Annotated in this window: 24 protein-coding genes; 17 read left to right on the top strand and 7 right to left on the bottom strand. The window is 63.9% G+C overall.

Going from position 1 to position 22,714, the window contains the following annotated elements:
- Positions 1-135: 135 nt before the first annotated feature.
- Positions 136-372, bottom strand: coding sequence for a hypothetical protein (locus QMC96_05870; GenBank protein MDI6876284.1), 237 nt, complete (start codon positions 370-372; stop codon positions 136-138).
- Positions 373-682: 310 nt separating this feature from the next.
- Here QMC96_05870 and QMC96_05865 point away from each other — a divergent pair, with 310 nt between their 5' ends.
- Together QMC96_05865 and QMC96_05860 are read left to right on the top strand one after the other, a co-directional pair.
- Positions 683-1,990, top strand: a complete 1,308-nt coding sequence (locus QMC96_05865; GenBank protein ID MDI6876283.1) for an ATP-binding protein — start codon at positions 683-685, stop codon at positions 1,988-1,990.
- Positions 1,991-2,345: 355 nt separating this feature from the next.
- Positions 2,346-2,474 carry a hypothetical protein gene (locus tag QMC96_05860; GenBank protein ID MDI6876282.1) on the top strand — a complete coding sequence of 43 codons (129 nt, stop codon included), beginning with the start codon at positions 2,346-2,348 and terminating at the stop codon, positions 2,472-2,474.
- A 208-nt stretch (positions 2,475-2,682) separates the two neighbouring features.
- On the opposite strand, the gene QMC96_05855 is transcribed toward QMC96_05860, so the two are convergent.
- The 4 genes from QMC96_05855 to QMC96_05840 are packed head-to-tail and all read right to left on the bottom strand — an operon-like array spanning position 2,683 to position 6,394.
- A complete protein-coding gene (locus QMC96_05855; GenBank protein ID MDI6876281.1) occupies positions 2,683-3,312 on the bottom strand; it encodes an FmdE family protein in 630 nt (209 codons plus the stop codon).
- A gap of 18 nt (positions 3,313-3,330) precedes the next feature.
- Positions 3,331-4,098 (bottom strand): ABC transporter ATP-binding protein, encoded by a 768-nt coding sequence (locus tag QMC96_05850; protein MDI6876280.1) that lies wholly within the window; start codon positions 4,096-4,098, stop codon positions 3,331-3,333.
- The gene (locus QMC96_05845) at positions 4,095-5,219 is read right to left on the bottom strand and encodes an iron ABC transporter permease (GenBank protein ID MDI6876279.1); all 1,125 of its coding nucleotides are present in this window, start codon (positions 5,217-5,219) and stop codon (positions 4,095-4,097) included. Before QMC96_05845 ends, QMC96_05850 begins: the two co-directional genes overlap by 4 nt.
- 14 nt (positions 5,220-5,233) lie before the next feature.
- Positions 5,234-6,394 (bottom strand): iron ABC transporter substrate-binding protein, encoded by a 1,161-nt coding sequence (locus tag QMC96_05840; protein MDI6876278.1) that lies wholly within the window; start codon positions 6,392-6,394, stop codon positions 5,234-5,236.
- Positions 6,395-6,795: 401 nt separating this feature from the next.
- Between QMC96_05840 and QMC96_05835 the strand changes: the two genes are divergently transcribed.
- From QMC96_05835 to QMC96_05795, 9 genes are all read left to right on the top strand, one after another.
- Positions 6,796-7,026 carry a hypothetical protein gene (locus QMC96_05835; GenBank protein ID MDI6876277.1) on the top strand — a complete coding sequence of 77 codons (231 nt, stop codon included), beginning with the start codon at positions 6,796-6,798 and terminating at the stop codon, positions 7,024-7,026.
- A 130-nt stretch (positions 7,027-7,156) separates the two neighbouring features.
- Positions 7,157-7,321, top strand: a complete 165-nt coding sequence (locus tag QMC96_05830) for a hypothetical protein (GenBank protein ID MDI6876276.1) — start codon at positions 7,157-7,159, stop codon at positions 7,319-7,321.
- A gap of 361 nt (positions 7,322-7,682) precedes the next feature.
- Entirely contained in the window at positions 7,683-7,907 is a 225-nt protein-coding gene (locus QMC96_05825) for a hypothetical protein (protein ID MDI6876275.1), read from the top strand.
- A 314-nt stretch (positions 7,908-8,221) separates the two neighbouring features.
- The gene (locus tag QMC96_05820; GenBank protein MDI6876274.1) at positions 8,222-8,494 is read left to right on the top strand and encodes a hypothetical protein; all 273 of its coding nucleotides are present in this window, start codon (positions 8,222-8,224) and stop codon (positions 8,492-8,494) included.
- 139 nt (positions 8,495-8,633) lie between these two features.
- A complete protein-coding gene (locus QMC96_05815; protein MDI6876273.1) occupies positions 8,634-9,167 on the top strand; it encodes a hypothetical protein in 534 nt (177 codons plus the stop codon).
- A 212-nt stretch (positions 9,168-9,379) separates the two neighbouring features.
- Complete coding sequence (locus QMC96_05810) at positions 9,380-9,595, top strand: hypothetical protein (GenBank protein MDI6876272.1); 216 nt, start codon at positions 9,380-9,382, stop codon at positions 9,593-9,595.
- A 188-nt stretch (positions 9,596-9,783) separates the two neighbouring features.
- A complete protein-coding gene (locus QMC96_05805) occupies positions 9,784-10,167 on the top strand; it encodes a putative glycolipid-binding domain-containing protein (GenBank protein MDI6876271.1) in 384 nt (127 codons plus the stop codon).
- 318 nt (positions 10,168-10,485) lie between these two features.
- On the top strand, positions 10,486-10,659 hold the full coding sequence (locus QMC96_05800) for a hypothetical protein (GenBank protein MDI6876270.1): 174 nt from the start codon (positions 10,486-10,488) through the stop codon (positions 10,657-10,659).
- Positions 10,660-10,881: 222 nt separating this feature from the next.
- Positions 10,882-11,295: a RidA family protein gene (locus QMC96_05795; GenBank protein MDI6876269.1), complete on the top strand. Its 414-nt coding sequence runs from the start codon at positions 10,882-10,884 to the stop codon at positions 11,293-11,295.
- 258 nt (positions 11,296-11,553) lie between these two features.
- On the opposite strand, the gene QMC96_05790 is transcribed toward QMC96_05795, so the two are convergent.
- Positions 11,554-12,276 (bottom strand): SIMPL domain-containing protein, encoded by a 723-nt coding sequence (locus QMC96_05790; GenBank protein MDI6876268.1) that lies wholly within the window; start codon positions 12,274-12,276, stop codon positions 11,554-11,556.
- Between the two features lie 408 nt (positions 12,277-12,684).
- Between QMC96_05790 and QMC96_05785 the strand changes: the two genes are divergently transcribed.
- Positions 12,685-12,849 carry a hypothetical protein gene (locus QMC96_05785; protein MDI6876267.1) on the top strand — a complete coding sequence of 55 codons (165 nt, stop codon included), beginning with the start codon at positions 12,685-12,687 and terminating at the stop codon, positions 12,847-12,849.
- Positions 12,850-13,083: 234 nt separating this feature from the next.
- Positions 13,084-13,422 carry a hypothetical protein gene (locus tag QMC96_05780; protein ID MDI6876266.1) on the top strand — a complete coding sequence of 113 codons (339 nt, stop codon included), beginning with the start codon at positions 13,084-13,086 and terminating at the stop codon, positions 13,420-13,422.
- Between the two features lie 1,470 nt (positions 13,423-14,892).
- On the opposite strand, the gene QMC96_05775 is transcribed toward QMC96_05780, so the two are convergent.
- The gene (locus tag QMC96_05775) at positions 14,893-15,630 is read right to left on the bottom strand and encodes an MIP family channel protein (protein MDI6876265.1); all 738 of its coding nucleotides are present in this window, start codon (positions 15,628-15,630) and stop codon (positions 14,893-14,895) included.
- Between the two features lie 415 nt (positions 15,631-16,045).
- Here QMC96_05775 and QMC96_05770 point away from each other — a divergent pair, with 415 nt between their 5' ends.
- From QMC96_05770 to QMC96_05755, 4 genes are all read left to right on the top strand, one after another.
- Complete coding sequence (locus tag QMC96_05770) at positions 16,046-16,732, top strand: zinc metallopeptidase (GenBank protein ID MDI6876264.1); 687 nt, start codon at positions 16,046-16,048, stop codon at positions 16,730-16,732.
- A gap of 282 nt (positions 16,733-17,014) precedes the next feature.
- A complete protein-coding gene (locus QMC96_05765; GenBank protein ID MDI6876263.1) occupies positions 17,015-17,338 on the top strand; it encodes a hypothetical protein in 324 nt (107 codons plus the stop codon).
- 713 nt (positions 17,339-18,051) lie between these two features.
- Complete coding sequence (locus QMC96_05760; protein MDI6876262.1) at positions 18,052-18,915, top strand: NosD domain-containing protein; 864 nt, start codon at positions 18,052-18,054, stop codon at positions 18,913-18,915.
- A 661-nt stretch (positions 18,916-19,576) separates the two neighbouring features.
- Positions 19,577-22,165, top strand: a complete 2,589-nt coding sequence (locus tag QMC96_05755; protein ID MDI6876261.1) for a PAS domain S-box protein — start codon at positions 19,577-19,579, stop codon at positions 22,163-22,165.
- The last annotated feature ends 549 nt before the right edge of the window (positions 22,166-22,714 follow it).

The following is a 22,714-nucleotide window of genomic DNA, read 5'->3' as shown; positions in this document are numbered from 1 at the left end:
AAGACGGAGCAGGCGTTCCAGCGGTTCTTCAAGGAGCCCGCTATGGGGCTTGAAGGCGGGAGACAGCCTGATAGAGGCGAAGCAAGAAGAGAGGAGCAGGATCTATGCTCTCTGCAGGGAGCTTCCTGCACCGGCTCACCGGGTGGCATTCTTCGTCAGCTTCGGAGGTTGCCGTTCCATCCGTGCGGGGAGTCCGGGGATCTGGCGGCCGCCGGGCGCTGGATGGACGCGGAGATTCGGGGGCAGGTGCGACGGGTTACGCAACCGCACCGCCGGGAGCGGATCGTGCCGTTCCCACAGCAGGCAGGGAAGCCGGAGCTTGGGTCCGCCCGGGAGACCCCGGATGCGGCGGGCGTCCTCGGTCACGCTCATTCTCCCCCGAGGAAGGGCCCGCGGAGGCATTCGCCATCCGCGGCATCCTGCTGACAGGGTGGGGGACGACAGGGTGAGGAAAGGTTACAGCTGGCTCGTCAGAGAGGAGAGCCGAACGCGGCATTGGGGGTCTTCGAGAACGTCCTCAAGGAACCGCAAGGCGATCGAGAAGCTGTCCGGTAAGGTGCGGACGGAGGAGGCGCGGCGGCAGCACAGGGTCCCCCCGTGTCGGCCGAGCGATGGCAGCTCAGAAGGTATTTACCGCAGCGGAGCGGTAACCATCTTCCGAGACTCCCGAAGGGATGCTTCTATGCACGACAGGAGCCAGAGAGAAATATCCGACGAGATCCGGCGCAGAATCCAGTCGCTCTTTGAGGAGCCGGGGGACGCATCCCTCCTGCAGTCGCGGATCCGGCAGCTGGCTGACGATCTGGCGGAGGTCTGCATGCGGAAAAGCGGTCCGGTGGACCGGTCTGCACAGGAGGGCGGTCTGGAGGGAGAGCGCTTCCGCGCAGTCGTGGAGGGGTCGCCGGTTCCGACGTTCGTCATCGACCGCAACCATCGGATCGTCTCCTGGAACCGGGCGCTGGCGGAGTACAGCGGAATTCCGGCGGAAGACGTGCTGGACACATCGCTCGCCTGGAAGGCCTTCTATCCCGAAGAGCGTCCGACGCTGGCCGATCTCATCGTCGACCAGGCTATCGACCAGATACCTGTGTGGTACGAGGGGAAGTACGCCCCCTCCGCCCTGGTGAGCGACGCCTACGAGGCGACCGACTTCTTCCCGCAGATGCGGGGCGGCACCTGGCTCTTCTTCACCGCGTCCCCGATCCGCGACGCGGAGGGGCGCATCATCGGAGCCGTTGAGATCCTGCAGGACATCACGGAGCGCAAACGGTCGGAGGAAGCCCTGAAGGAGTACGCGGAGACCCTGAAGCGATCCAACGAGGATCTGGAGCGGTTCGCCTACGCCGCTTCCCACGATCTGCAGGAACCCCTGCGGACGATCGTGGTCTTCTCCCAGCTGCTGGAGAAGCGTTATGCGGGGCAGCTCGATCGGGATGCGAACGAGTACATCCGGTTCGTCGTGGATGCGGGAAGACGGATGCAGGAGCTGATCGACGATCTGCTGGAGTTCTCGCGGGTCACCACCCGGGGGGCGACCTTCACGCGGACAGACGCGGAGGGCGTGCTCCAGGGTGTGCTGGAGAACCTGCGGACCACCCTGGACGAGCAGGGCGCCTCCATCACGTACGGGGCGCTCCCTCCCGTCATGGCCGACGCCGTCCAGCTCGGTCAGGTGTTCCAGAACCTGATCAGCAACGCGGTCAAGTTCCGGAGGCCAGACGTCCCCCCTGTGATCCGCATATCCGCCCGGAGACAGGACAGGATGGTGCAGTTCTCGGTGCAGGACAACGGGATCGGGATCGAACCGCGGTACTTCGGGCGGATCTTCGTCATCTTCCAGCGGCTGCACGATCGGGAGAAGTATCCCGGGACCGGCATCGGGCTGGCGCTGGTGAAGCGAATCGTGGAGCGTCACGGCGGATGCGTCTGGGTCGAATCCGAACCCGGGGTGGGATCGACGTTCCACTTCACCATACCGGCATGCGGCTGACGGCTCGAACCGCTGTCGACACCCGCCGTGCGCCCGCACTTCGAACGGCTGCCCCGTGCCGAACGGGCGTGCGGCCGAACCGGGCGCCGGCGGATCCGCATCGAGGGGGTGCCAGCGTCCGATGCATGCACGACACACTGCCCGTCATCTGACAGCCCGACCTCCCGGGCGATGCCCCTTCGGGCGGGAGCCGGTGCGGGGGATCGGGGACGCTGCAATCGTTCTCCCGCTGCCCGAATGCCGATCGGGGGGATCCAGCAGGCTCCGCCGCTGCTCGCCGGCACCGCAAGGTTGAAATAGACATCCTCCGTTAGAGATTCTCGAGGTGTCTGCGGTGTGCTCTGCCGGGGGCCCCATGGAGATCACGATCCTGGATACGGAAGAAGACGATTACCAGTGCGAGAACTGCGGGCGGAAGTTCAAGGGAACGGGAAAAAGGCCTCTCTGCCCGGACTGCCAGTCGGATAAGGTCAACCCTCTCTGATGCAGGTCTCGCCGCACGCAGATGGAAAGCGCGAGTAGTGCATCAGCCGCTTCGGAGGCGGGCGCACGAGTTGAAACCCCCTCGTGGACCGGGGAGGCACCCGGTTGAGCGGGCATCAACTGCAGGACTGTTGCGGAGGGGGGAGGAGAGCCCGCGCGAGAATATTATCAATCGCCCGCCCACAGGGCAGGAGGGGAGAGATCGCCGCTCAGCGGTGAGGAGGGTGCCGCGCCTCGTAGCAGGGTATGCAGACCTGCAAACCGTCGAGGGTGAGGGTTCTGGCGTCGGCGACCGCCTCGCCGCAGCAGCCGCAGACAATCGACGCGAAGATCCGCGCCTGCGACGGTGGTTCGACATGGGCCTCCCGCACCGCCACGACCTTCTCCTCGGGCAGCTTAAGAATCCGCTCCGTCGCCCGGCGCATGAGCGCCTGGAACCTTTCCCGCTCTTCGGAGGCTGCCCTGCCCGAGAAGACTTCTTTTCGCAGCGCATCCATCTCCGACCGCTCCGGGATGTCGGCATTGCGGACCAGCACCCGCACCGCCCTTCCGCTCTCGCGGCTGATGACGGTGAAGACGTGCTTGCCGTAGTCCTTCACGACCAGGTTGCCCTTGCCGGCGGTACAGCCGCAGACCAACTGGATGGCATCCACGCCGCACGCGTCGGTCTCCGCGATGCAGGCCAGCTCTTCGTCGTAGGGGCGGGCCACCCCGAGCGCCTGCATCGCGGCGACCGCAGCCCGGTAGCCGCCGGCAAGGCCGGGGCATGCATGTCCGTGAAACTGAACTACCTCCTCGAACGAGGGATAACGCTCTGAACTGTTGCGTTCCATTACCATCACATCCTGTTCCTATGTTCATTCTGCGGGACATCTATCGGGGACTACGCACCGCACGCCCCCGATCTCGCCGATGATCACCGGGAGGCCGTATACCTCCTCGATGACCTCGGCCGTGATCTCCTCCTGACCACCGTGGAGATAGATGGCGCCGTCCTTCAGGAAGATGAAGCGGTCGGCAAAGCGAAGCGCCTGGTTGAGGTCGTGCATCGTCATCACCGCCGCGATCCCGTGCTGGCGGACGATCCGGACAATGGTGGCAAGGATCTCCACCTGGTTTTTCAGGTCCAGGTTGCTCGTCGGTTCGTCGAGGAGCAGGACTTTGGGCTCCTGCACGAGCGCCCGTGCGATGGCAACCTTCTGAAGTTCCCCCCCGCTCATCTCGTCGATGCAGGCGAGGCGGAGGTGGTCCATCGAGAGACGCCGGAAGACGGCGTCGACGATAGCCAGATCGCGGTCTTTCAGGTCCCAGCCGATGTGCGGCCGCCGCCCCAGGAGAACCGCATCGAAGGCGGTCAGCCTTCCGCTCTCCACACGCTGGGGGACGTAGCCGACGCGGCGCGCGATCTCCATCGTGTCGAGGGCGAGCAGGTTCTCGCCGTCGATGTAGACGGCCCCTCCCTTCGGGCGGAGGATGCGATTGAGGCACTTCAAGAGCGTTGTCTTCCCGACGCCGTTCGGGCCGAGCACGGCGACGACCTGGCCCGGCTCGATGGAGAACGCGATCGCGCGGAGCACCTCGCGATGGTCGTAGAAGAACCGCAGGTCGTCCACCGAGAGGATCATCGCCGGTACCCCCGCAGGAGCAGGTAAATGAAGATTGGAGCCCCCATGAACGCCGTGAGGACTGCCACGGGAAGGACGTAGGGCGCCACGATCAGCCGTGCGGCCGTGTCCGAGGCCAGGAGCAGGATCCCGCCCATCACGCAGGAACCGGGGATCAGGAACCGCTGATCGTCGCCGATGAGCCGCCGCACCATGTGCGGGCAGACGAGCCCGACGAACCCGATGACGCCCAGGAACGCCACGATCACGGCGGAGACGAGTGCGGCGACGACCATTCCCGCGAGGCGGATTCGCTTGACGCTGACGCCGAGACCTTGGGCGGTCTCATCGCCGGCATCGATGGCATTGTAGTTCCAGCGGTTGGCGGCGAAGTAGATCGCCGATGCGGCAACGACTAGGGCCATGATTCCGAGGGTCTCCCAGGTCGCCCGCCCGACGTCGCCGAAGGTCCAGAAGACGACGGCGGCCAGCTGCGAGTCGTCTGCAAAGTACTGCAGGAACATCGTTCCCGCCGTGAAGAGGGAGGAGAGTGCCACGCCGGTCAGCACCATCACCTCCGGCGACGCCCCCTTGATGCGGGATATCGCCAGGATCATCGCCGTCGCCAGCAGGCAGAAGATGAATGCCATGACCGTCGTCACGCAGGGGTTGTTGATCGTGACGGCGCCGGCAACCGTCGACTGCATGGTGCCGCTCCCGAGCAGGATGACGGAGAACGCCGCACCGAACGCCCCGGCGTTCGATATCCCGAGGGTGAACGGGGAGCCCAGCGGGTTCCTGAGGATGGACTGCATGGCCCCCCCGGCCACCGCGAGCCCGGCACCGGCTGCGATCGCCGCGAGCGCCTGCGGGAGGCGGATGTTCCAGACGATCGCATCCCACTTATGCGATACGCTGTCGCCGAAGCGTGGGATGCCGAGGTGCAGGGCTCCGTTAAGCCGATCGATGGCGCCGTTCACGATGGCAAGCAGCACGTCGCCGGCGGGTATGCTGACCGCCCCGACCGAGATGGAGACGACGAACAGAAAGAGGAGGAGGAGGACGCCGCCCAGGATCCAGAGATGCTTTCTGCGAATGTAGGCGAGGTAGTCCTGCGGCATCGTCCCGTCAGCGAAGTGCATTCCCATCCCCCGCGTCAGAGAGGGATCTTTTGGAACGCCAGATTGCGGTACTGCCGGTTGATGTCGTCAAAGACGGGCTCCCCCACGAAGAACGTGTAGATCTCGTCGGCCTTCTCCACGGGATCGATGTCCGTGAAGCGGTCGGGATAGAGGACCTTGCCGACGAAGTAGGCATCCGCGAGCACCGACTCGTAGTTGGTGTTGTAGTAGTTATAGGGCAGGACGCCGTAGACGTGGCCTCCCTTCCTCGCTGAGAGCCCCTGCAGCGCGGGATCGTTCTTCAGTTCCCCGATCGCGCCGTCGCTCTCCAGCTGGATGGTGCCGACGTCGATGAAGACGTACTCGGGGTCCCAGTCGACGAGCGCCTCCTTGGCGACGTCCGCGTGCGCCACGCCCATGCCGCCGGCGGCGTTCTCGGCATGCACCCAGAGGAAGGGCGGGTAGGCCGGCTCGGTCGAGACGATGCCGTGGGCGCCGGCCGAGCTCACCCCTCCGATGTAGGCGCTCTTCCTCCCGGACTCGGGGATGTCCGCCGTGCGCCTCTCGAGGTCGGCCATGGTCGCCTCGATGTAGGCGATCAGGTCTTCAGCCCGCTCCGGGTTGCCGAGGACCTCCCCCATGAGTCGCAGACCGGCGTACATCTCCGCTTTCTCCGCCTGGCTGCGCAGCGAGCCGTAGGGGAACGCGACCACGGGGATGCCCGTCTTCGCCTGCAGAGTATCGGCCTCGGAGCCGCTCGTCGCGTAGGACGTGCCTGTCGATCCCGTCTTGAAGATGACCTGCGGGCCGATGCCGACGATCTTCTCCGGGTCGTCCTTGCCGCGGAACTCGCCGATCAGCGGGAGATCCCGGAACTGCGGGTTGGCATGTACATAGGCCCGTGCATCCATCGCACGGTCCTCCTTCTCGATGCTGTCGACACCGGCGACGAGGTCCTGCCGCTGCATATATACGAGGTAGCGCAGACATCCGGATCCGGAGCAGACGATACTCTGCGGCGGCGACGGCACCGTCACCGTTCTCCCGAACCCGTCGGTGATCGAGATCTCCTGGCCTGCCGGTCTCCCTGCGCTGCCGCTCTTCCCCGTGTCTGCAGGCAGGGTGCTACAGCCGGCCATGATGGCCATGCCGACGGCGAGGAGAACGACAATAGTAATACCTATTTTAGAAATCATATGAATGCCTCATACTTTTTCTATTTGTATATGGGGTATTGGTATACAAAACTAAAAAATGTTAGCAATTGGTATTATTTATAATATTATTAATATTAAAGATAGCGATGGCAGGAGCACAACAATAGTCGTCGGAGCACACTGCTATTCGCTCTCCGCCCCGCGGAGAATCCAGCAGTTGAAATCCGGCAAGGTCGTGACAAGATGGAGAACGAAGCGGTTGCCGCCTGATGCGGCTCTGCTGCCCGGACTACCATGGTTGTTCTGGAAAGATCGCCGACCTGCCTCGCGAACTGCGGCATATGATGAGAAGTTTGCAGCGGCGATCTCGAAATATTCGCGAACGCATTCGAGACCTGTCCCAGATGCCACGACCTCCTGGTTCAGATGCCGGTGTCCCGATGCAGGCAGGGCTGCAGGGATGGCGGGGGCCTGCCCTCCTGTCCGATCGGCGCATGCTGCCGGGAAAGGGGGAGCCGGGGCTGCCGAACTTCCTGAACGAGGTGCATGGGGATGCGCACCGCAGGAACCTGGCCCGGATTCAGGAGCGGGGAGTCGAGGGGTTAGTCCCGGCGGGAAGAGGAACGGGTAAAGTGCGGTGGGATGGGGTGCTGATGCTCCTGCGGGGATAATCCCTATATGCCATGGACGACCCGGTGGGTCGGTCAGGGTGGTGGAGATGATACGGGAAGGATTTTACCGCGGGCTCCCGGCGGGGCTCGGCATCGCTGCCTCGGTGACGGGCGGTATCGTCTCCTCGAAGTGCCAACGGAGATCCGGCAGGCTCGGGATCGCCGGGAGGGCGGCAGCCGTATCGCCGAGACCGCCTGCGGGTCGATCGAGTACGGCGCAACGGGATCGGGGGATCCCGTGCAATTGGTCCCCGGCGCCAGGGGCGGCTACGACCAGGGACTCCCCCTAGCATAGATCTCATCGGGAGGATTTCTGCATCGTCGCCCCCTCGCGGTTCGGCTACCTCTGCACTCCCCTGCCCGAGGATGCATCCATCGCGGCCCGGAGGCCCATGCCTGCCGGCTGGACGCTCCGGGCATCTCCCGGGTCGCGGTCGCGGGCGCGTCGTCGGGGGCACCCTCTTCCCTGCAGTTCGCGGTGCAGCACCCGGAGCGGGTATCGGCCCTGGTGCTCCTGGTTCCTGGCCTCTACCCCACGGCTGCCCGGGCCTCGGAATCGCCACGGGTGCCGGAGTCCGTATACGCTGCGCTGATGTCCACGGATCTCCCCTTCTGGCTGCCGATGCAGGCGAGCCCATCTGGCGACACCCCCGAAGGTGCAGGAGCGGGCGCACCTCGAGGAGATCGATGTGCCGGCGCTCATCGTCATGGCCCGCGACGACCTCTACAACACCTGCCCGGCGGCAGAGTACACCGCACAGCACAGCAGGACGCACGGTTCGCCGGGTTCGGGTAGGGCGGCCACACGATGGCGGGGTACGAGGCGGGGGGTGCGGTCCGCAGCGGCAGAGTTCCTGCGAGAGCATTCCGGAGCAGGATAGGGCCACGATCATCACAGTCGGTGTCCGCTGGCGGGAGCGCAGGAGGAGTTTGCGGAGCAGCCGGGCATCGCATTCTCTCGCATACCGTCCGCCGTTCCCACGCAGATCGGAATCTCCTATTGGCCGGGAGCCGATCTCCTGTACGGATGCGTGCGGAAACGGTGAGCGGGTCGCGAAGGCGCACAGAGGGATCGCGATCCAACCCGGAAGGCAGAGAAGGACTGAACGGAGGCCAAGTATGCGGCAAATACCGGGGAGGATAGGCTGGCTCATTTTGCTCGTCCTCCTGACCGACCTCCCTTGCAGCCGCCTGCGTGCAATGGGAAGCCAGTGACCCTCCCCCGGTCCACGAAAACTGCCCGCTCTGCATCGCTGCGCCGGGGGGCGGGGTCTCCTGTTCCGCAACGAGTGCGGCCTATTTCGAGAACCATACCCCGCTCGAGTTTCTGGACGAACTCCGCCGCCATCCAGACAGCATCGTCACGGTCCTGGATACGCCCGACGGCTGGATCGCTCCTGCGGATGCCGCGGCGCTGATGGAGAGGATCGACTCCGAGGAGCCGGCGGCACCGTCGTCTCGCTGCTGAGTTCCTTCATGCCCTTCAACCAGACATCTACCGTGGGGAACGAGGCGATGTTCCTGCTGGAGGGTTACCGGCAGGGGAGGTATCCCCCGGCGCTCTGCTCGCTCCACTACTTCCATCCGAACCGGAGCGGGATGCGGGCGTGGTGGACCGCTTCATGGCGTGGGCGGGTCGCCTGCCCGGCCCCGCCCGGGCGTTCTACCTGGCGCTGCTCGTCCTGCTGATTCCGGTCATCAACGGCATCGCCTGGCTCGATGGGCCGGTGCCGATCGGCACCTTCGGTCTCTATCGGACCTCGATCCCGTTCTACCCCGTAGCCGTCCTGGCTTTTATGCACTACTTAAACCGCATGGCCCAACAGGCACGCGCCACCTTTCGCCCGGCCTGGGGCGGAAGCAAAGCCGAATACGCCGTGTCGGAGTACGGGCTGACGACGCTTCCCCGGGGCCGGACGTGGGTCGTACTGGGGCTGGCGCTCCTGTTCACGGCGGTGTCCGCGATGTTCACGCCTTGCCTGACCGATGCAATCCAGCGGTCGCCCGCGCTGTTCGTTGTCGATCTGGCCATCTGCACGGTATCCTTCGGAATGATCGCCGTTTCTGTGTATCATACGCTGCACCAGCTGCTCAGAATAAGCCGCATCCACGCCAGGGCGAAGAACGTGAACCTCTTTTAACATGCTCCCCCTCTATGCGTTCTCGGGGTCCACCGCACAGACGGGTATGGGACTGCTGCTGGACTATTTCGGGTCCTGACCGCCCCCCCCGACCTTCGAGAACCCCGCGCTGACCTCCCTGACGAACGCTACGGCTCTCGTCGCCGTTGTGGCGTTCGTATGGCCGCGCCGACACGCACAATCTGAAGGGGATGTACCAGGTGAACCCGTTGATGATGAGTCTCGTTGCGATGCGGGAGGTCCTGGACAGCATCCCGACGTGGCCCCGGGAGACACCGCCCCTGATGGCCTTTCTCACGGCATTTCTCCTGCCGCTCGCCGTCGGGATTATCGCCGGGCTGGTGGGGGGAGTTCCTTGCCCGATCGGAGGCCAGCTCGCCTCCAACAGGCAGAGAGATGATCCGGCGGTCACACGACGGCCCGGATGAGCATCACGGATGCATGGACCATGCTTCGAAGGGTTCTGATACATCGACGGAGGCTTTATTCGCTCCAGGGACAGCGAGGCTACCTATTCAACGGGTGATGAAGGCGGTTCCATGCGGCCGATCCGGTCCGTTTTATGGTGTTCACCCATCATCGCCGCCGGCCCTGCGGAGATCCGGTACGTGCTGACGTGCGATCGCTCGTGGCGCACGCGGGAATGCACCGTGCGCGTTGCCCGCTCGGACGCGGAAGGGCAATCGACCTGGATGTGGACGAACCAGGATTCTGGTATCGGAAGTCCGGGGGCATCCTCGGTGCAGGCTCGGGCTTTACGCCCAGCACGAGCACGCTCCCGATCCGGCGGCTGGCTCTTGCGAGCGGCGAGGTGGCCAAGATCCGCGTGGTCTGGCTCCGCTTCCCGGAGTACGATGTTGTGGTGCCTGAACGTGAGTGCACCCGACTTGCAGCCGACCTCTACCGCTTCGAGAGCGGCGATTTCAGGGCTATTCTTGAGACGGATGAGCACGGCGTCGTGACACGGCACGGGGACCTCAGGCGTGAGGTTCGTGGATAGGGGGCGTGAAGCCCCGATGACCCCGACCCGCAACGTTTTATATCCCGCCGCCCGGAATGGGCAGAATCCTGCGGGCAGCAGCCGCATCCGGTAAAATTTAGCAGGAGGAGGAACATGCAGACAATTGACATTGCCAGGCAGTACCCCGTCGTTTTCACACCGAAATTTATGGAGTGCAGGGATTTTATGCACATTATTCCGGTTTCGCTCTCGTCTTTGATCCCGACTGGATATTCCAGCTGGAGCATGGGAGCGGCGTGGAACTGGCATTTATGAGACCCCATCTCTCCAACCAGCCCGCGTTCCTTCATCCCGAGAATGACGGAGAGGGTATCATCCACACAGGATGCACAGATAGAGTACGGGAAGGCCAAAGGGATGGAAGGGTTGAGAATTGCTCTTTCGTACGTGGAGGAGGAGCGGGGGCAGAAATACTTCCTGCTAGAGGATCCGGCGGGCATGTTCGTGGACGTTGTCCGGCAGTTCTCGTAAAAACCGTGGATGGACCGGGGCATAGGGCAAGGTAGAAGCTAAACGCCGTCCCCGGACCGTCGAGGTGGGGGTGGCATCTGCACACGGTCCGGACAGGATGAAGGCAGATCGCTACGGTGGTGCAGCTGAACCGCTGCCGGATCCTGATAGAGAAGGATGGTGAGCAGACCAAAAGATCTCAAACGGAAGGTCTAATGAAGATGCTCGAGGATGATGGGACGTATGGGACAGGTTCAGCATATCAACCCGGACGCATTGCCGGCCAATCCGGCATTCACCAACGTCATTGCCGTGACCGGCCCGGTGAAGACCATATACATCGGCGGACAGGATGCCGTGAACGCTTCGGGAGAGGTAGTGGGAATCGGCGACCTCCGGCATCAGGTCTCCCAGGTGCTGGCCAATCTGCAGGAGGCGCTGAAGGCCGCCGGCGCCGGGCTGGAGCACGTCGTCAGGTGGAACGTATATGTGGTCGAGGGGCAGCCCCCCGAGCCGGCCTTTGCAGTATTCCAGCAGGTATGGGGCCGGCGCCCCAATCCCCCGGCAATCACCATGATGTTCGTGTCGGGACTGGCAAACCCGGATTTCCTGGTGGAGATGGATGCCATCGCCGTTGTGCCCCTGGAATGCGGTTGAGGCAACGTTCGCATAAAGGCATGAAGCGTATGACCGATACTATCGAAGGAAGAGATCTCGATGTCACGCGTATCTTCGGGGTGCCTGTCGAGCGGATCTGGAAGGCCTTGACCGGGCCCGAGCACTTCGGCGATTGCGGCCGAAGCGGTATCTGCCGGACCCGACACCGCAGCTCCGGCAACGGTCCTGAGTCGTGCGCAATGCGACGGCTATCCTGTGAAGGGACAAATCCGGGACCGTTCCGCGTTTGTAAAAAGGTTAGGCGAAGTAGGTGACCGTCACCGAGGCGGTGACGGTCGCATCCCCGGGAACGATCGGCGTCGTGACGCCTGCCTTCTCGCCCCGCACCGTATCGTAGGCCGGGTAGTAGGGAATGTAGCTGCCGCCGACGGTGATCTCGTCGATGCCCGTGATGGAGAGGCCGGCGGCGGCCGCAACGACGTCGGCATCCGCCCGGGCCTTCTGCAGGGCATCGCGGATCGCATCGCCTCGGAGGGCCTGCTGCTTCTCGTCCGAGACCCCGAAGAGGATATAGTTGACATTCGTGGCCCCTTTCTCACCGACGAGATCGATGATCAGGCCGGCATCGTTCACCCTATCGGTCGTGATGGTGACGGTGTTCGAGACGCGGTACTGGGTGATTTTGGGAATCCCCATCCTGTCGGAGTTGTCGTATTCCGGGTAGATCGAGTAGCCGCTCGTCTTGATATCCGACTGTGGGATCCCGTAGGCGGCCAGGGCGTCGAGGATGGCGGTCATCCGTTCGGCATTCTCTGCCTGGGCGGTCTGGACGCTGGGGCTGCGGGTATCGACGCCGACCGAGAGGACGAGTTCGTCCGGGGTCGTCTTGACCTCGCCGGAGCCCGATACATGAATCCGGGTGCGGGAGTCCCCGTCGCCCGGCTCTGCGGCGGATGCCGCAAAGATGCAGGCGATGACGGCGAGAGCTCCCAGCACCGCGAGGAGTCGCTTGGTTGCCATGGTACAACATCGGCAGGGCGGCGTATATATTTTCAGATAAATACGGGAATTTTCGTAGTTATTTTCACAACTCCCTCGATTCATCGGGGATTCTCAGCCATCCCCCGCTCGACAGCCTGCCTGCGCCGTGAGCGGATCGGGGAGACCGGGGCGGAGGCGCGCCCCCGGCCGGAGACACTGGCGCAGGCGGATCGTGCGGCGAGCGCCGATCCCCCCGATTCTGCTTTGCAGCCCGAAAAGGAGGTTTGAGAAGAGATATATAGAAATGCGGTGAACGCTCCACAAACCGTCCTCGGGGCGTCATCAGCGTTCCGATGACGAATCGAACCCCCATGCGGACGAGCCGAAGGCAGGAGGCTGGACTCCCATTTTCGGCAACTTGCTGCGGCATTCCGGAGAGTTACAGACGTGGTCAACCGTGGCGTCTACCAGGATCGGGGGCTGAACTACCTGGCATCCTGGATCAAGAGGCAGAGAGAGCAGGAGGCGGCAGAGAAGCGGGATAGGAAGACCTCCCGGCGCCGTCGCCGCGCACGGGGCACCACCGGCACGTCGCGGGGCGGAGGCGCCTGACCCTCGGGGGCTCTTATCAGGCCATCTCTCACGATATCGCGCATCGATCCCTCCGGGTCGGGGATCCGCGGCAGAGGCGACCGTGCCGTCCAGCAGTCGGGGGAGGTGTCCTCGGGCGCGGCAGGCCATCGCCTGTCCGCGGAAGGGTGGGCAGCGACGCGTCCGGCAGGGGGAGCGTCTGCCGGTGGATAACTATTATTATAATATATTGATAATTCGGCTGAGGTACCCCCGATGGTCAGTATCGCCAGCGGCGAACCCCTCACCGGACACCTGCATATCGCGTATCCCATCCTCCGACGACGGATCCGCCAGTATCTGGCCGCCTCCCGGGGGCGCTGCCGGATCGGCATCACCGGAGATCTGCGGGAAACCGCACGGGACTGCGATGGGCGCTACCGCGAGATCGCCCTTCTCTACAGAACACGCTCACCGGGCTATATCCGCGAGATAGAGCGGCGCCTGCGCGACCAGTTCACGGATCTCTGCGACACCTCCCCAGCCCGGAGCGGCCGCAGCGATGGGCAGCCGCCATACTACTGCTATGTGGCGTGGAACCCGAAACGGGGATAGCGCCAGAAGAGCTGTCAAAGCCGAAGGACGTTCCTCCCCGAACAGCGCGTCCTCCCATGTGCCCCCATTTCAATCCCAGCGGATCATACGTGCAGTTCGGCGGCGGGAGGCATCGTTGCCCCGGTCAGAATCCCTCGGAATGATAGCAGAATGCTCGCTGACCACAAATAGGTTTTCATTTGCATCGGGCCGGATCCGGGGTCTGTGCAGGATCGCACCGCCTGAGGGATCCAGACGGGATGGAAGCCTGTGGGAATGGCGGAGCATCGGGGCGGCGTCTCCCGAACTCCCTGAGGGAGACATTCCGGTAAAAAACACTGGAAATCGCTGCTATTTTCCCCAGATGGCCGATTCGTAGCCGGATAATCCGGGCCGGGAGAGTCCTTCAGGAAGCCGGCTCTCGTTCGGGGAGGAGGCATCGCGGTGCAGAGTGTGGATTCCCCCGGTTTCCTGATAAGAGTTGTGCACCGCTGCCGCGAGAGGAGAAGACTTTTATGCCGGCCTAACGTCCAAAATGGCAACCGGGGGTCATAAAGCGGGTCCGCAGGGAGCGAATCGTGTCGCATGCTTCAATGAGCATCGTATACAGGGCGTGCAGTAGGGGGTGCTGCTGCGGTCCCGTGATCCCCGGAACACCCCTTGTATCGGCCGATTCTATATTAAATTTTCTGGATGGGCCTGACGTCATTCGGACATCTCTTCGCATCTTGAATGGCATGATTTGTCTTATACGAATGTATTCTGGATTATCCGGGGCGGGATCGCTCTGCAACCCGGGAGACCGTGCCGATGCGGCCGGTACGGGTCCGGCAGCTCCCCCTGCGGAGGAGGGCACATCGGGGGATGCCTCCGCTTTTGCGCGCACCCTCCTGCACCGGATCGGGGAGCAGCACAACGGGGCATATCCTCAGGCCAACCGGTCTGCATGACCTTCTGGGCCGTCACCGTGACCGTTCTCCCGAGGATCAGGATGCCGATCGCCCCGAGATCGGCGAAGAGAAGCCATGAGAAGAGCAGAGATCGGAGGGCATCGGGATCCAGACGGGTACTGCCGACTATCCTCGCGGACCGCATCTCTCCCCTCCCGAACCAGCGGTTCCGGGCCTGCCGGAGTGCGATCCCCGCCAGGAGGGCGATGAGCCCCCGGCGGCAAAATCCGGCCCGGAGACATGAATCCCGACCTCCACAGGTCCGCATGCCTCACCGGGGTTTAAAGACCGCGGAAGGCGTCACCGGCCATCTCCGCGAGCCCGGGGATTCCCGGAGAGGGCGGGAGCGTCCAGAGCCGCATGGCAATCCCTTGGCCATTCACGCGGCCAGTATATCCGCGTTCCGCTGCCGACGGCCCGCGTGCGGCAGAAATCGGATGGGTGCGGGAGACTGAAAACCGTTCCGGCTCGGCAGACGGTTTTCACTGCCCGGGCATCGACGGTCATCCCCAAAAAGGGGTGGACGGGAGCCGCCCGGCTGTCAGGTGCGCGATTGAGCAGCCGTCGCGACGGCGATCGGCCGCGTTGCCCGCACGGCCATGAGGTACCGCCAGACAACGACGGCGAAGACGGCCCCGAGGATGGGTGCGACCCAGAAGAGCCAGAGCTGCATCAGCGCCTCGCCCCCCACAAAGACCGCCGGCCCCAGGCTGCGTGCCGGGTTGATAGCCGCCCCCGTCACCTGCAGCGCCGCAAGAATCACCATGGTGAGCGCCATCCCGATCGCCAGGCCGGCAAACCGTTTCAACTCGTCGATGCAGGTGACCGACAGGATCACGAAGACGAACAGGCCTGTCATCAGCACCTCGACCAGGAACCCGGAGAGGAGCGAGTAGCCTCCCGGCGACAGCGCACCGTATCCGTTCGCGCCAAGACCGTCCACGGCCAGCGAATAGTCGGGATTTCCCATTGCGATAACGAGGAGGGCTCCGGCACCAAGGAGGGCACCCAGACACTGCATGACGATATAGGCGACAGCCTCCTTGAGGGGAATCTTCCCGGCGGCCAGCACGCCGACGGTCACGGCAGGGTTGACATGGCAGCCGGAGATATCCCCGATGGCATAGACCATCGTCATCAGGGTGAGTCCAAAGGCCAGAGCGATGCCGAGATTTCCGACCTGGCTGCCGCCCAGCACCGCACTTCCGAGGCCGACGAGCACCAGGGCAAAAGTGCCGAACATCTCGGCCGTATACTTCTGATTGAGACGTACACTCATCGTTACACCTCTCGTACTGCATTCGTGTCCGCCCTCTTCGCACCGAAGTCTTGACCCGGGGACAAACGGAGCTCTTGCCGGGCTGGGGCAGATGCTGCACGGGAGCCAGCAGAGCGGGAGAAGGCTTATATAAAAAACGTTATTGCAAAGGTGTATATAAGGACCGGTGCCTCGATACGACGGACCGTGCATCGATCCAGGGGATTTTGAGCTTCTGTGCAGAAGAAGGGGATGTTAGACATGCATTCGTGCTCCAGCCACGCCCCACAATACATCCCGCCGCGAAGGCTACGGGAGGCAGCTGCCCCCTCCTGCCGGGAGCGTCCCGCCCTGTTCTCGCTCGCTCCATCGGCAAAGAGCCGGCATAACCTTTAAAAGGCCAAACCGCCTCACAGAGAAAGCAAGGAGAAATCCGATGGTCTTCTGGCTCGATCCCCTCTACTTCCTGTTCGTGCTGATACCCACGCTGCTGATCTCCGCCGGGGTCCAGCTCTACCTGCGGAGAACCTACGCCAGATGGTCCACCGTCCGCAACGGGTCCAACCTGAACGGCGCCCAGGTGGGCCAGCGGATCTTCAGCCGCACGGCCCTGAAAGCCATTCCCCTGCAGCGCACACCCGGAGCGCTCTCCGACCACTTCGATCCCCGGGCCAACGTGGTCCGCCTCTCCGAGCCGGTGGCCGCCCAGCCCTCCATTGCGTCGATGGCGGTCACGGCGCACGAACTCGGGCACGTCCAGCAGTACCAGGCGGGCTCGGGGCTGATGCGGGTGCGCAACCTTCTGGTGCCGGCGCTGCGGTTCAGCCCGACCCTCGCGTACCTGTTCATCTTCTTCGGCATCATCGCCGGCGTGGCGGGGCTGCTCTGGATCGGGATCGGGTTCTTCCTCCTGGTGGTGATCTTCTCTGTCCTGACCATCCCCGTGGAGCTCGACGCCAGCCGGCGGGCTCTGCGGATGCTGGACGAGGCCAACCTGATCGTGGACGAGCAGGACCGCATCGGAGCCCGCTCGATGCTGAACGCGGCTGCCCTCACCTACGTGGGCGCAGCGGCCGTCGCGATCCTGCAGCTCCTCTATTACATCGGTCTCGCGCGGCGGTAGGTGGGGGAATACCCTCGGGACAGGTGCTACCCGCCGGATCCACGGCTCGTGCGGCACCACGGAGGGGGATCGGCGGCCAATTGCGGATTCCTGGAGGTTTTTTATGTCAGATCGGGCTCCTGCTGCGTTTCGGTTCATTGCATATTCTTCACTGGTTTAAAGGGGCTTTGCGTCATCAGCAGAGCGTTGCGCACGTTCATTAACGGAAAATGCCATGGCACATTGCCACGTGGGGAGGGGATTTTGAATGCAAACAGCAGGAATGGTCATGGGAATTCTCTCGTGTGCTTCGTTCCCGTCGTCCCCGGTGCGGCGAAGCCTGCGATATGTCCCGGGCAGGCGACCCCCATCACGGGCTGCAGGGTGGTCGACCAGCCCGGAACGCATGTTCTGAAACGCGATCCCCGGAACGTGGATCCAGACGCCGGCGGTTCGTGCATCGATGTCCGGACGGCTGCGACGATCGGCGGGCGGGGGCATGCGCTGGACGGCGTCGGCACGGGAACAGGCATCTCGATCAGCGGCATGGACACCCCCGACGGATCCGTTGTCCGCAACCTGGCGCTGACCGACCGGGAGAGCGGTATCGGCATCACTTCTGCGTAAGCATCGATATCAGCGGTTGCAGGCTTCAGGACAATCGGTTCGCCATCGCCGCTGACGGCGGTATCGCTGTGCGGGACAGCACCGTCGAGGGAGCGAATTCGGCATCTTCTGCGAACCCTTGTCCGGCTGCAGCGTCTTTGTCAGCCAGATCAAGGACAACGACCCGGGAATCCTGATGTGGGATTCTACAAGCGGCACGATCGCGAACGACTATCCCCGGAATGCGGGCGACCGGGATGCCCGGGGCATCCCCGAGTCCACGCCATGCAACACCATGCTTACGCGGACGAGAAACATCGTCGGCGGCAGGAGGAGCGGCGGGAACTACTGGCATCCCCCGGAGACGATGGATACTCGGAGATCTGTCTCGACGCCGATCAAGACGGCATATGCGTCCGGGCGTACGACCTGGGAGGGGTACATGGACAACTTCACGCTCGCGGGCCCCGTGAAGGGAAGGATCAGGAATTGTTCCTGCGGCATCTCCGCAGCTCTTTTTAAAATCTTCCGGGCGGAAGCAAAAGAGATGCGCCATCCGCGCTCGCGCTCTATGAATCCTGACGGATCCCTGCGAGCGGGCATATCCTCTTGTTGGAAAAAATTTCATAAATACGGCCATTTCAGACTCATTCCCCTGAGGATTCGCGTTCTTATGCAGGCGGCATACGTTTATTAGTCAGGGTTGCCATTACACCGTTCCGTAAGGGGTTACCATGCGAACAAATCTGGTCGTTTTATGCATTTTTCTGATTCTGGCAATTGCCGTCTCCGCTTCGGCCCAGACTGCCGTCACCGAGTGCGGGGTGATCGACGCACCGGGCACCTACGTCCTCGAGCGGAACATCTCCAACGGGCCAAGCGACATCTGCATCGACATACAGTCGGGAGGCGTGGTGCTGGACGGGCAGAACCATACGATCAGCGGGCGGTCCGGCTCGGTCGGGATCCGGGTGCCGGAGATCGTCACGACGGACCCCGGGAATGAATCCACCGACGTGGCGATCCGGAACGTGACGGTGCGGGACGGCGTATACGGCATCTACGCCGGTTGTGACGGCATGAACATCTCCACCGTGACTCTCCTGAACAACTATGCCGGGCTGTTCGTCGCCGAGGCCTATCAGGTGGTCATCCGCGGCTCCCGGCTGGAGGGGAACGGTGCCGGGATCGACATCGCCGACGCGACCCTCATCGCCGTCTCCAACCAGATCGTCAACAATACCGTCGGCGTGGTGATCGGCCCCTCGCTCAGCGGCGGGGGGAGCGTCTTCTATGACAACAACTTCACCAACACGAACAACTTCTTCATCTGGTCGGAAGAGGGCAGCGGCAGGGAACCGCTGTTCTTCGAGAACACCTGGAACTCCACCTTCAGCAACGCCAGCAACATCATGGGCGCCGGGGCATTCGGGGGCAACTACTGGGCCACGCCCAACGGCACGGGATTCTCGCAGACCTGTGCGGACGCCGACGCCGACTTCATCTGCGACGACCCGTTCTCGCTGGCCCCGAACAACACCGACTACCTGCCCCTCGCTCTGCCTGGCAACCGCACCGTGACTGCGATGGGCCGTTGACTTCGCCCATTTTTCGGAGCCGCGCTGCCGCTCCTGTCGTCAGCCCGCTGCACACGGCGCGGTCAGGCAGGCCCTTCTCAGGATCGGCAGGACCCCTGGGTGTCAGACGGTTCGATCCGCATCAGGGCACGGGAGGACAGCGCAGGCCATCGCACCTTGGGGTATCCTCCTGCAGTGCGACAACCCGCAGGGGAGGGCGGGGGTGAGGGCTTGCCCTCACCCCCGCCTGCGATAGCTTCCCGGACGCGGGGACGCATCCCGACGAGCGGGTGCGCACAACCTCTCCCGGCTTCTTCGAATATCCGCATCTTCCCTGCTCGGTTCCATCGCGCCGAAGGCATAGGAAGCGGTGGATCCCCCGGCTCCGCTATGGATCCTTGTCGTCCATGCCCGCGGCAGATCCCTCTGCAATCCAGATTTCTCTGCCCGGCCGGCGAGAGATCGATTCTCCCGGTTGCCCCATCGCGAAGAGGGGGGAGATGGTGACGAGGGACGGGGACGCTGTCGCCTTCGTCTCCTGCGAATGTCCTGCGGGCAGGGCGAACGGGGCGCCCTGCCGTCCTGACTGCTGCACCCGGGTACGGGCGGATCCCCCAAACACAAATTTGATGCACCGGTGAACTGAACTATCTCGTATTGCCGGAGGTCTCGGAGCGATCGCATGGATGCTGAAGACCTGAAGCATACGGTTTCCGATGTAAAACAGCAGCTTCACGAGATCCTCGAAAAAGCCGACGACGCCCATCCGGAATTGCGATCGCGATTGCAGGATCTGATCGATACCCTGGACGAGCGGTGTAAGCCCTCCTCCCCGAAAGAGCGTGGAAAGAGGGGTGGACACCCCCTGCGGGACGAGGGGGCGATCTACCGCGCGGTTGGGGAGTCGATACCCTACGGCATCTGGATAGCCGACGAGAGCGGCGGAATGGAGTACGTCAGCCCGTCGTTCCTGGACCTGATCGGGATGAGCCTGGAGGATGTGCGGCAGTTCGGCTGGACCGCCCGCCTTCCCTGGGAGGACGTGGTGCCGACCATGCGGGACTGGAACCGCACCGTGCAGGAGGGGGAGTTCTGGGACTATGAGTACCGCATCCTTGGGAAAGACGGCAAGTACCGCACCATCCTGAGCCGTGGCGTCCCCATTCGGAACAGCAGGGGAAGGATCGTCCGCTGGGCCGGGATCAATCTGGACGTCACCGCCCAGCGTGAGGCGGAGCACGCCCGCGATCGACTGCTTGCGGAGGTCCAGCAGAACAGCCGCGACCTGGAGGCGTTCAACCGCAGCCTGATCGCGGCGAACGATCGGCTGCGGCGGCAGACGGAAGAGCTCCAGGCCTATACGGACTCGCTTGCCACTCTCACCCAGGAACTCGCCTACCAGAAGGAGCTGATCGACGCGGTCGTATCCACCCTTCCCCACCACATCAGCATATGGAGCGAGGACGGGCGCTGGCTCTGGATGAACCGGCGGGCTGCAGTTGCTCACGGCGTACGGGCGGAGAAGGTGCTCGGGAAGACATGGCAGGAGGCCGGGCTCGATCCCGCGATGATGGTGCCCTTCATGGAGGACGTGCAGAAGGTTGTCTCGACACGGGAGCCGCTCCGCCGGGAGGTGCGGTATCCCGCTGCCGCGGGTGACCGCTGGATGGAGCATATCCTCGTGCCGTTCCGGAACCCGGACGGCACCGTCACCTCCGCCCTCGTCGTCTCCCACAACATCACCGACAGGAAGGAGGCGGAAGAGCGGCTGCAGCAACTTCTGGAGGCGAACCGGGACCTGGTGCAGTCTCTGAAAGAGGAACGGGACCTCCTCGACACGATCATGGAGAACACCGAGATCCACCTGGCCTACCTGGATCCAGAGTTCCGGTTCGTCCGCGTGAACTCAGCCTACGCCGCCGGTTCCGGATACTCGCAGGAGAAGCTGCTGGGGAAAAACCACTTCGACCTCTTCCCGAACGCCGAGAACCAGGCGATCTTCGAGCGGGCGCGGGAATCGGGGGAGCCGGTACGGTTCAGGGCCAGACAGTTCGTCTACGAGAACCAGCCCGAACGGGGCGTGACCTACTGGGACTGGAGCCTGGTGCCCGTCCGGGAGGCGGACGGGCGGGTGCGGGGACTTGTCCTCTCCCTCGCCGACGTGACCGACCGCAAGCGGTCGGAGGAGGAGCTGATGCGAGGGCACGAGCTCCTCCAGGGCATCATCGACACGATCCCCGTGATGATCACCATCTACGATCCCCACCTCCAGTCGTTCCGGGTCAACCGGGAGTTCCGGCGCGTTCTGGGCTGGTCCGAGGAGGATGCGGACGATGGCGGGCTCATGGCGTGCTGCTATCCCGATCCCGAGTACCGCCAGGAAGTGTCGCGCTTCATGCAGTCCCTGGAACCGGGGTGGCGGGACTTCCGGGTGACCGCAAAAGACGGCAGCGTCGTGGCGAGCTCCTGGGCGAACATCCGCCTACGTGACGAGACCCAGATCGGGGTCGGAATCGACATGCGGGATCGCAAACAGGCCGAAGAGGCGATGAAGCAGTATGCGGCGGAGCTCCGCCGGTCCAACGAGGACCTGGAGCGGTTCGCGTATGCCGCCTCCCACGACCTGCAGCAGCCCCTGCGGACGATCACGAGCTACTCCCGCCTGCTGGCGCGGCGGTACAGAGGGAAGCTGGATGCGGATGCCGACGAGTTCATCGGGTTCATCGAGCAGGGCGGGCGGCGGATGCAGGCGCTGATCACCGATCTGCTGGAGTACTCCCGGGTGAGCACCCGCGCCCGCCCTCTGGAGCCGATTCCCGCAGGGAAGCCGCTGGAGGAGGCCCTGGAGAATCTGCGATTCCCGATCGGGGAGAGCGGTGCGGAGATCAGCAGCAGCCCCCTCCCGACTGTGCTGGCCGATCCGCACCAGCTGCGGCAGGTCTTCCAGAACCTGATCGAGAACGCGATCAAGTTCCGGAGAGCGGAGGAGCGGCCACGGGTGCGGATCGCGGCTGAGCGGGAGGGCACGATGTGGCGGTTCTCGGTTTCCGACAACGGGATCGGGATCGAGCCGCAGTACTTCGACCGCATCTTCGTCGTCTTCCAGCGGCTCCACGGGCAGGATCGGTACGAGGGGACCGGGATCGGGCTCGCTCTCTGCAGGCGGATCGTCGAACGGCACGGCGGGCGGATCTGGGTCGAGTCCGAGCCCGGGAAGGGATCCACCTTCCACTTCACGCTGCCGGCGGCGGAGCAGCACTGCCTCCGCTGAACGAGGGCTGCAGGGGATCCGCCGGGCTCCGGCGGGGCAACGGCATCAGCGGTCCGTGCGCTCCCCGGCAGTGTCACCAGGCATGTATCCGGTGCCTGCGGCCCGCGAGGTGGATACGGATCGTCTCCCCGTCGGGAGGCAAACTCCGCCCGCATCGCCTGCGGCGTCATCTCGACCTCGCGGAACCAGCCCTTCTCGCAGGTCTGCATCGCCCCCGCTACCCCCCCTCCGCGGCTCCACGAGCGGCGGGGGGAACCCTGTCAGGCGGGCATGCATCCGCCACCGATCCTGCAGCCCGCGATGCTGCAGGATCGTCCGCGTCCCCGCGATCCGCCCTGCATGCAACGGCTCCTCAGGGGGCAACCGTGTGATTGATCACGGAGTGGCATACCGATCGCCAGAAGTCTGAACGAGAAGGAGTTGCAGGGCATCGCAGGAACGCTCCCGCATCGCCATCCCTTGGGGGTAAGGGCGTTTCCGGAGTCGGGACGGCCCGGAGCAGCGGCAGACGGCTTCTCACTGCCCGTTCGCCGGGGGAATTGTCCGCCG

The organism is Methanomicrobiales archaeon (assembly GCA_030019205.1).
Lineage (GTDB): Archaea > Halobacteriota > Methanomicrobia > Methanomicrobiales > JACTUA01 > JASEFH01.
Note: the sequence above shows the minus strand (reverse complement) of the source record. Positions and strands in the feature narration are given on the sequence as shown.